At 74.2% G+C, this 9,276-nt stretch carries 11 protein-coding genes; all 11 read left to right on the forward strand.

All coding sequences use genetic code 11. The features are described from left to right. Nucleotides 1–282 precede the first annotated feature (282 nt). On the forward strand, nt 283–1,011 hold the full coding sequence (locus AC08OX_RS10935) for a hypothetical protein (protein WP_476607709.1): 729 nt from the start codon (nt 283–285) through the stop codon (nt 1,009–1,011). Further along, a complete protein-coding gene (locus AC08OX_RS10940) occupies nt 1,008–1,730 on the forward strand; it encodes an SAF domain-containing protein (protein ID WP_476607710.1) in 723 nt (240 codons plus the stop codon). The genes AC08OX_RS10935 and AC08OX_RS10940 overlap by 4 nt, the downstream gene beginning before the upstream one ends. After that, entirely contained in the window at nt 1,727–2,938 is a 1,212-nt protein-coding gene (locus AC08OX_RS10945) for an ATPase, T2SS/T4P/T4SS family (RefSeq protein WP_476607711.1), read from the forward strand. Before AC08OX_RS10940 ends, AC08OX_RS10945 begins: the two co-directional genes overlap by 4 nt. Beyond that, a complete protein-coding gene (locus AC08OX_RS10950; RefSeq protein ID WP_476607712.1) occupies nt 2,902–3,087 on the forward strand; it encodes a hypothetical protein in 186 nt (61 codons plus the stop codon). The genes AC08OX_RS10945 and AC08OX_RS10950 overlap by 37 nt, the downstream gene beginning before the upstream one ends. Next, nucleotides 3,084–3,989 carry a type II secretion system F family protein gene (locus AC08OX_RS10955; RefSeq protein WP_476607713.1) on the forward strand — a complete coding sequence of 302 codons (906 nt, stop codon included), beginning with the start codon at nt 3,084–3,086 and terminating at the stop codon, nt 3,987–3,989. Before AC08OX_RS10950 ends, AC08OX_RS10955 begins: the two co-directional genes overlap by 4 nt. Next, the gene (locus tag AC08OX_RS10960; RefSeq protein WP_476607714.1) at nt 3,986–4,870 is read left to right on the forward strand and encodes a type II secretion system F family protein; all 885 of its coding nucleotides are present in this window, start codon (nt 3,986–3,988) and stop codon (nt 4,868–4,870) included. Before AC08OX_RS10955 ends, AC08OX_RS10960 begins: the two co-directional genes overlap by 4 nt. A 523-nt stretch (nt 4,871–5,393) precedes the next feature. Beyond that, nucleotides 5,394–5,774 carry a hypothetical protein gene (locus AC08OX_RS10965; protein WP_131728938.1) on the forward strand — a complete coding sequence of 127 codons (381 nt, stop codon included), beginning with the start codon at nt 5,394–5,396 and terminating at the stop codon, nt 5,772–5,774. 80 nt (nt 5,775–5,854) lie between these two features. Further along, entirely contained in the window at nt 5,855–6,331 is a 477-nt protein-coding gene (locus tag AC08OX_RS10970) for a TadE/TadG family type IV pilus assembly protein (RefSeq protein ID WP_476607715.1), read from the forward strand. Beyond that, complete coding sequence (locus tag AC08OX_RS10975; protein ID WP_011437711.1) at nt 6,328–6,741, forward strand: pilus assembly protein TadG-related protein; 414 nt, start codon at nt 6,328–6,330, stop codon at nt 6,739–6,741. The genes AC08OX_RS10970 and AC08OX_RS10975 overlap by 4 nt, the downstream gene beginning before the upstream one ends. Before the next feature lie 137 nt (nt 6,742–6,878). Further along, the gene (locus tag AC08OX_RS10980) at nt 6,879–9,035 is read left to right on the forward strand and encodes a LysM peptidoglycan-binding domain-containing protein (RefSeq protein ID WP_476607716.1); all 2,157 of its coding nucleotides are present in this window, start codon (nt 6,879–6,881) and stop codon (nt 9,033–9,035) included. Then, nucleotides 8,954–9,276: hypothetical protein (locus AC08OX_RS10985; protein ID WP_476607717.1), on the forward strand; the 323-nt coding region annotated here is incomplete at its 3' end. The genes AC08OX_RS10980 and AC08OX_RS10985, both read left to right, overlap by 82 nt.

Below are 9,276 nucleotides of genomic sequence, written 5' to 3' on the forward strand. Positions count from 1 at the left end.
GTCGGAGATCGTCGTCGACGACATTCCTCTCAGCGAGAGAACCCTTTTCACCTGGGTGAAACATGAAACGTGGCAGATCGACCGGGTGACCACCACGGACTCCTGGAAGGGGAGGGACGGATGTCCCCCGTCAAAACGTTCGTGACGGCTGGTGCCGTTCTGTGTCCGCTGATTCTTTCTGCTGCCGTGGCCCGCGCGGCAACGCCAGGCTGGACGAATGGGCAGGGCGCTGTGAGCGGTTTCGCCGATGTCGATAGGGCCGACAGGGCTCTTGTCGGTTCGGTGGAGTCGACGGGCGCTGGTCGCGCCGCGGCCGGATCGCCGGCGGCTACAGCCGCGGCCGCGTGCCGCTGGCTGGTGGGCTATGCGGCCGCCGAGCAGCTGGTGAAGCCGCGACCGGAGTCCATCGGCCTGGTCGACGTCGAACGGGTCGAGGCGGACGGTGGCCGGTCCCGGATGTACGCGCGGATCTGCGACGGCCGGATCGTCGGGTGGGCGTGGCTACGGGTTCCGAATGTCTCCGGCGCGGTGGCGTCGGCGGCGCGGGAGGTGCGGCGCCGGCTGCCGGCTCCGCGTGGCCGGTTCTCCCCCGACGTGGCGGGGGCGGCGGTGGTGCGGGTGCCGGTGTGGTTCGCGGTGCCGGGGCAGTGGTCGGCGGTGTCCGCGTCGGCGCAGATCCCGGGGGCGTCGGTGACCGTGACCGCGGCCCCGACGGTGTTGCGGTTCGCCCCGGGCGATGGCTCGCCGCCGGTGTCCTGTGTCGGGCCGGGCCCGGTGTTCGTCCCCGGCACACCGGAGCCGGCGCGTCTCCCGGCCTGCTCATACACCTATCGGGACGCCTCCACGGCCGCGCCGGGCGGCCGGTTCTGGCCCGGGGTGCTGGCCATCGACTGGACCGTGGCCTGGAGTGCGAGCGACGGCGAACACGGCACGCTTCCCGGTATCACGACCCGGGCGGAGGTGCCGGTCGAGGTGCGGGAGATCGAGGCGGTTGAGAGGGCGGGGCGATGACCCGGCCGGCGAGACCCACCGATCACGACTGGATCGCGGACGACCTCGACCCCGGTCCGCAGAGCGGCGTGGCGCGCCGCCGGTGGGGCGGCGCGGCCGTGGCGCTGCTGCTCATGGTCCTCGGCGCGGCCGGCGCGCTGTGGTTGTCCTCGGACGATGCACGCCGGGTCGAGGTGGTGGCGCTCGCCCGTCCGCTGGCCCGCGGCACGGTGGTGGCACCGGCGGATCTGGCGGTCGTAGGTGTGGATGCACGGGGCGGGTCGGTGCGGCTGGCCACGCCGGCCACGGCGCGCCGCGCGCTGGTGGGGCAGCCGGTGCTCCTGGACCTACCGGCGGGCACCCTGCTCAGCCCGGAGATGGTCGGCTCGGTGACGGCACCCGCCGGGCAGGTCTCGATCGGGGTGACGGTCGGCCCGGACGGTCTGCCCTCGGCGTCGGTCCGGACCGGTGATGCCGTGGGGGTCCTGGGGTTCGACACGACGACCGGCCGGGCCGTGGTGCTGGCCCGTAACGTACGGATCGCCGAGGTCCACCCGCAGGCGGCGACGGGCCGGTCCGGGGACACGGTCGTCTACCTCGCCCTGCCCGAGAGGCTGGCGGCGACGTCCGAGCATGGCGTCCGCCTCTTCGGTGTCGGCGGTGGGTCTTCGCCCGGGCCGGCTGACGGCGGCCCGGCCGGTGGTAGCGGGGACGGCCCTGGGCAGGGAGGTGGCGGATGAGCCTGCAGCCGAGCACCTCCGGGTCCGACGGCGGGTCCGATGGCGGGTCCGATGTCGCCGAGGATGTAGCGAGCACGATCAACACGGCGGTGCAGCGTCAGGTGGCGGCGGCGCGCCGCAGCGGCCGGCGGTTCACCCCGACGGAACGCGCCGCGCTCGCCGAGGAGCTCCTCGCCCGGGAACTGGCCGACATCCGGCGCGGCGCGGCCGACGCGCCGCCGCTGGACGCGGCCGGGGAGAACGAGGTGCGGCTGCTGGTCCGCCAGGCCCAGTCGCCGCTGGGTTCGCTCGGCCCGTTCCTGCTGGCGGACCGGTTTTCCGATGTGGAGGTCAACGGCGCGGTCAACCTGGTGCTGACCGAGCGCGGCAGCGGGCATCGGATCGAGGGACGGTCTCCGTTCGGTAGCGACGCCCAGGCGTTTGAGTGGGTGGCCGAGCATGCGGCGTCGGTCGGCCGCCGGTTCGACGAGAGCAACCCGTCGGTGCGGTTCCGGCTGCCGAACGGGGTTCGGGTGCACGCGGTGTCCCGGGTGACTCGCCTGACCCACATCGACTGCCGGTTGTTTCGGCCCGGCCTGGACACCCTGGACGGACTCGCCGACGCGGGGATGTTCGGATCGGACATCACCGCCCTGCTCGCGGGGACGGCGGCGTTGCGTCAACCGTTCGGGCTGATCATCTCGGGTGGGACGGGAGCGGGGAAGACGACGCTGCTGCGGGCGTGGGTCAACGCCACACCCGACGATCCGATCCTCGACCGGATGGTGACGGTGGAGGATGAGCAGGAGCTGTTCCTGGCCCCGGAGCGGTTCCGCAACCTGGTGGAGTTCGAGGCCCGCGAGCGCAACGTCGACGGCCGCGGCGAGTATTCGATGGCGCGGTATCTCGCGGAGAACCTGCGCCGTCAGACCCCGCACCGGGTCCTGCTCGGGGAACTGCGCCCCGACGGCGGCGTCCTGCCGCTGCTGCTGGCGCTCGGGCAGGGCATCGCCCAAGGGGTGGCGACGACGATCCACGCACCGAGCGCCGCCGACGTCGTCGCCCGGCTACGCACGTATGCGGCGTTCGACCCGGGGCGGGTGCCGGAGGCGGCGGTGTTGGAGACCATCGCGTCCACCGTCGATCTGATCGTGCATGTCGCGAACCTGGACGCCGGCGGGTGGTCACGAGCGTGCATGAGATCGGGGAGTACCGGGAGGGCCGGGTGACCTCGGCGGAGCTGTGGCGCTGGGACGCGAGGATCGAGCGGGCGGTACGCACGGACCTGGACTTCTCCGACCAGCTCGCCGCCAAACTGGGTTCCGCCGGGGTCGGCCCGGCGGTCCTCACCCGGCGCCGGGCGAGGGCGGCCTGGTGAACGCGCAGACCCGCCTCCTCATCGGGGCGCTGTCCGGTGCGTTGGTCGGCCTGGGATGCTGGCTGCTGCTCGTCGCCTTGCTGCAGGATCGGGACGTCCCCGCCGGCCGGAGCCGCCCTGTTGGCTGGGGCCGCCGGCTGCCGGGCGGGCCCCGGGAGGGCCGGCCGTCCGACGCCGGGATGGCCGGGTGGGGTGCGGAGTTCGTGTTGCCGGTGGCGGGCGGCGTGCTCGCCGGTCTGATCCTCGGCGTCGTGGTCGGTGTGCCGGTGCTCGGGGTGCTGGGTGGTGGCGCCGCGTGGCTGGCGCACGACGTCCGGCGGGGTCCAAGCGTCGACGAGCTGAACGAGCTCGGTGAGGCGGTCGCGACCTGGTGCGAGACGGTGCGCCAGGAACTCGACGCCGGGCAGCCGCTGAAGGCTGCGGTGGTGGCGTCGTGTCAGCTGCCCCCGCCCGCGCTCGCCGGGCCGTTGGGCCGGTTACGGGTCCGCCTCGATCGGGAGCCGTTGCCGGCGGCGCTGGCCGGCTTCCGGGCGGAGGTGAACCATCCGCTTGTCGGGTCGATCGTCGCCGTGCTGTCGCTGACCTACCGGCGGGGCGCCGGGGACCTGGCGCGGCTGATGGCCGAGCAGGTCGAGTCGACCCGCCACCGGGTCGCGGTGCTGCGGGATCTGCATGCCGTCCGGGCCCGCTACCGCCGGTCGATGGTGCTGCTGCTCGGCCTGTTCGCCGTGTCCGTCGTCGGTGTCCTGGCGGTATGGCCGGCGATGCTCGCTCCCTACCGCACCGCTTGGGGCCAGATGGTCCTCATCATGATCGCCGGCGTTGTGGGTCTGGCGGTGCGGACCCTGGTCCGGCTGGCCCGGCCCGCCGTGGTCCCGGACTTCTTCGGCGACGCGACATGACCGGCCCGCTGTCCGACGCGGCGGTACCGGCTCTTTGCGGTGCGATCGTTGGCGCCGGGCTGTTCCTCCTTGGGCGGAGCCTGCGCCCGACCCCCGCACCCGACCAGCAGCCGGCCTGGGGTGCGACCGGTGGCCGCTGGGCCGGGCAGGTCCACCGCCGGCTCGAGCAGACCGTCGGCCCGGCGTGGGCGCGGCGACTGCTCCTCGCCGAGGACCTTGCCGTGCTTGGCCTCGACCCGGCCGCGCACACCGCGACCAGGATGATCCGCCTGCTGGTCGTGGTGAGCGCCGCGGTGGGGCTGGCCGCGGTGGGGTGGGCGAGCGGGATCGTGCTGCCCGCGACGACCCTGCCGCTCGGCTGTGTCGCCGCGGTGCCGTTCGGGTTCGTGTGGGCGGATCGGCCGCTGCACCGCCGGGCGAGTGCCCGCCGGCAGGAGACGAGGCTGGCCGTGGCCGCCTATCTCGATCTGGTGCGGATCCTGCTGGTCGGTGGGCTGTCGCTGCATACCGCGCTGCAGACCGCGGCCGATGCCGGCCGGGGATGGGCCTTCACCGAGATCCGCGCCGCCCTGCAGTGGGCCCGCGCCCGCCATGTCCCGCCGGACGCCGGGCTGAACCGCCTTGCCGTGCGAGTGCCGGTGGCGGAGTTCGCCGAGCTGCGCCTGACGGTCAGCTCGGCGCTGCGCGGCGCGTCCCCGGTCCTCGCGTTGCAGAGCAAGAGTACCCACCTGCGCGCCGCGGAGGCCGCGCAGGCCCGGCTCGCGGCCTCCGTCGCGGACGCCGCGATGGAGCTGCCGGCGGTCATGGTCGCCCTGGCCTTCGTCGCCTTCCTCACCATCCCCCTGCTGGTGATCCTCACCGGCGTCGAAGCCACCCCATGACACCCAGCCCGGGTCACGCAGCCCCGGATCACGCAGCCCCGGCTCGGTCCGCTCCTGATCGGACCGGGTTCCGGTCGCGTCCCGCCCACCGCCGCCAGGCACGCCGGATCGACGAGCGACATGAACCCACGGAATCCAGCCGACGAAGAGACCGACGAAGAGAGAGGACGGTGGCGGCGATGCGCTGACTCGGGGTACTGCTGGCCTTGGCCCACCTGTGGTGGACGAATCTTCACCAGCGGGCCGCTGAAGATGGGCGTGACCGGGGTGATGCGCTGCCGACGGCGGTCATCGCGGTGGGTCTGGTCCTGATCGCGGCGCTGGTGATCGTGATTCTGCGGGCGAAGGCGACCGAGGTCGCGGAGCATGTATGCACCAGCGCCGATCCCACCACCTGCCAGTAGTAGCCGCGGCCCGTCCCGCGGCGGGCGGCCACCCCGCCCGCCGACGAGCCCTCCGTCGACGAGCCGTCCGCAATGCCGGAAGCAGCCCGGTCGAACTGGCCGTGGTGATGGGCGGGGTCATGACCCTCCTCGTGATCGTCCTCGGGTTGGGTCTGCGATGGCTGGCTGTTCAGGCGGCCGGCGCCTCCGCGCAGCGCGCCTTGGAGATCATGCAGAGCCCCGATGGGACCGTCGAGGACGCCACAGCGGTCGCGGACCGGCTCGCCCGATCCAGCCGGTCGGTCACCAGCGTGACGACGGATGTGGCGGTCACGCCGGATCTGGTAACCGTGACGGTGACCGTCACCTCGGTCCTGGGCACGACGGTTGCCCGCTCCGCCTCCGGGCCACGGCTGCGGTTCGTCCCACAGCCGGTGGCACCAGAGCGCGCCGCATCGACGAGGACCGCGCCGCTGGCCGTCGGCGGACCGGTGCCCGCCGGCGCCGGTCGGACGTCATGAGCGGCTGGTGGCGGTGGCGGTGGCGGTGGCGGTGGCAGTGGCGATGGCGGTGCCGGTGGCTTGGCGCGGGCGGTGCGGGCATGCCGCTCGCGGATCGGGTCGGAGCTCGCGCAGATCGGGATGGAGCTCGCGCGGGTCGGGAGGGGGCGTCGGAACAGGACCGCGACCGGGGGGCCTACTCGGTCGAGTTCGCCGCCGGATGGCTGATCTTCCTGATGGCCGTGGCGATCCTCGCGGTGGCCTTCCAGGCTCAGCAGGCCCGAAGCGGTGTCCGGCACGCCGCCCGGGAAGGCGCCCGGGCCGCCTCGCTCGCCGCGACCCCCGCCGACGCCGAGCAGCAGGCCGACATGGTCGCGCGCCGTGCGCTCACCGCCAGCTCCTGCGCGGCGGGCAGCGAGACCGTCTCCACCGACGTGACCGGGTTCGGCGCCGGCGGGGTCGTCACAGTCACCGCCGGATGCCGCGTCCACCTCGTCCTCGGCCCGTCCCGCACCGTCACGGCGAGCCGCGACGAGGTCATCGACCGGTTCCGCGGCGGCCTGCGGGACCGCCCGTGACCATCACCCGCTCCGCCCAACACGGTGACCAGGGGTCGGTCAGCCTCCTGCTGGCGGTGCTGTTCGCCGGCGCGGTCCTGCTCGCCGGACTGATCGCCGACACCGGCCGGGTCCTGTATGCCAACGCCGACGCCTCCGACCTCGCCGGCAAGGCCGCCCGCGCCGGCGCCCAACAGATCGCCCCGGCCAGCCTGCGTGCGGGCAGTCCCACCCTCGATCCGGCCGCGGCCGACGCGGCCGCCCGCGCCTACCTCGACCGTCACCACATCGACGGCACGATCACCGTCGCTGGTGACGCGGTGACGGTCATCGTTCAGACGCGCATCACCTATGTCCTGCTCGCCCTGTCCGGCCGGACCGGCGCCACGGTCACCCAGACCCGGTCCGCCGTCGCCCTCCGCGGCCCGTAACCCACGGGAGAACCGCCATGCCCCAGCTCACCCCCACCCGCCGCCATGCCGACCATCGAGATCATCAATGCCGACTCGGCCCCCCACCCGGCCGGACGCCGGCACGCCGACGCTCACGGACGGGGGCGACCGCCGGTGTGGCCCGCCCGTCGGCCGGGCAGGCGCTGCGCGGCCTGGCCGCGCTTCTCGGCCTGCTGGTCTTCCTCACCGCCGTGCCGGTGTTCCTGGCCGCCTGGCGGGGAAACCCGCTGCCCACCACCTGGGAACCCGCCCGGTGGGCGACGCTGGCCACCCGGGGCTACCTCCACCCCGACGTCGTCCCCGACACCCTCGCCGTGCTGGCCTGGCTGACCTGGGCCTACCTCACCCTGTGCATCATCGGGGAAGCCCTCACCCAGACCGCCCGGAGCCGACGCGGTCCACACGGCACGGCCCGCCCTGGCGGCGTGTCCAACGCGCCGACCGTGCCGGAACGCGCCGGATGGCGCCTTCCCGCGCCGAACGTGGTCCGGCGCGCCACGGCGCGATGGGTGGCGCTGGCCTCCCTCGCCGTCAGCCTGCTCTCCTCCCGGGCCGCCCTCGCCGCCACCCCGACCACGACCGGCCCGTCCGGGCACCCGGCGGCCACGGCGAGCGCATCCGCCGACGTCACAACCGTCCTCGGTGGCACCGCCCCCGCCCCGGCTGCAGACGTCCTGGCCGGCCCCGTCCAGGCCAGCCCCGGGCCGGGGCCGATCGGGCATGGGCTACCGGAACCGAGACGGCTCTTCGGGGACATCTACCGCTGCGGCCCCTATGACACCCTGCGATCCGTCGCCGCGCAGTTCCTCGGCAACCTGGACCGGTGGAAGGAGGTCCGCGACGCCAGCGTCGGCCTGCGCCAACCCGACGGCACCACCCTCCCACCCGACTTCGTGGTGATCGGCGACGGAACCCTGCTACGGATCCCCCTCGCCCCCGCACCTACCACAGCATCCGCGACCCCGAACGCCACCACCGGCACAGCGAAACCGGCACGAGGCACCCCACCGACCGAGACGACCCACACGGTTCGTCCCGGCGAGACGCTCTGGGACATCGCCCACAACGCCTACCCCGACGTCCCGAAGCACGACCTTCCGCACCTGGTCGGGCAGATCTTCCACGCCAACCAGGGCGCGACGGATCCCGCCGGACGACGCCTCCACGACCCGAACCTCCTTAACCCCGGCATGATCCTCCGACTACCCGTGCTCGCCGGTAGCAACGGCGCGCCGACGTCCAGTGCCGCGCCGCCCAGCGCCGGATCCGCGGCGCCCCCGGGCGACGGGCCGTCGACGTCGGACCCGAACGCGCCCAGCCCACCGGGGATCGTAAGAGCGACGTCGCTGGCACCCGGCCCCACCCGGCCGTCCCCGAGCGCACCCGCGGCGACCCGGCACGACGACCACACCACCGCGCCGAACCTCCTCCCCGTCTGGGTCGGTGCCGCCGGCCTTCTCACCGCGGCCGTCGCGTCCACCGTCACCTCGCGGCGCCGACGGCGCGACCAAAGCCTCGACCGGCGCGGCGCGGCGCCCCCGCCCCACCCGCGCACCATCGCCCTGCACACCGCGGTCCTCGCCACCGCCGACCCCGACGGGCTGTCCCGCCTCGACGCCGCCCTCCGCGCACTCGCCGCCCAGCACATCCCCACCGTGCACGGGCCCGCGGGTCCCACCGAAGGTCCCGAACCCCTGGTCGTCCTCGTCCGCCCGGACGGCACCATCGACGTCTACCTCCGCCAGCCCCGTCCCGACCCGCCGGCACCCTGGCACGCGCAGGTCGACGGCCGGATCTGCCTCCCACCGCCCCGCTACCTCCGCTTCCCGACCTCCCGCCGCCCTGCCCGCTTCTCGTCCAACTCGGCACCGAACCCGACGGCGCCGAGCTCTACGCCGACCTGGAAGCCCTCGGGATCCTCACCCTCGACCCGGGCGGCACCGGCACCGAAGGCCTCCGCGCGCTGGCCCGCGCCCTGCTCGCCACCCTCGCCCTGTCCCCCTTCGCCGCAACACCCCGCATCGAGGCCGTCGGCTTCGACCCCCTCGGCTTCCTCGACGACGACCGGATCGACATCGCCGACGACCTCCCCACCCTCCTCGACCGGATCATCCCCGACCTGCAGGCCCTCCACGACGAACTCGCCGCCACCGGCCACACCTCCACCTTCGCCGCCCGCGCGGCCGTCCCCGTGGAGAACTGGGAACCGACCGCGGCCCTCGTCGTCCTCCCACACCCCACAGACCACGACCCCCACGCCCACGCCGACCTGATCGACCTCGCCGGCGGCGGCGGCGAGGGACTCGCCGTCGTCACCCACCACCCGGCCAGTCCGGACCCCGACGAGAATGCCGCCGCCTGGCGGCTCATCTTCGACGGACCGGCAGAACCCGGCGGGGAACCTCTGTGGCGACTCGACCCCCTCGGCCTACGCGTCCTCCCCGCCCAGATGGCCGCCGACGAACTCCGCGATCTGCTCCTTCTCCTCGACGACGCCGACCAACCACCCCACCC

The sequence above is a fragment of the Frankia sp. CoBUL1 genome (assembly GCF_978021245.1).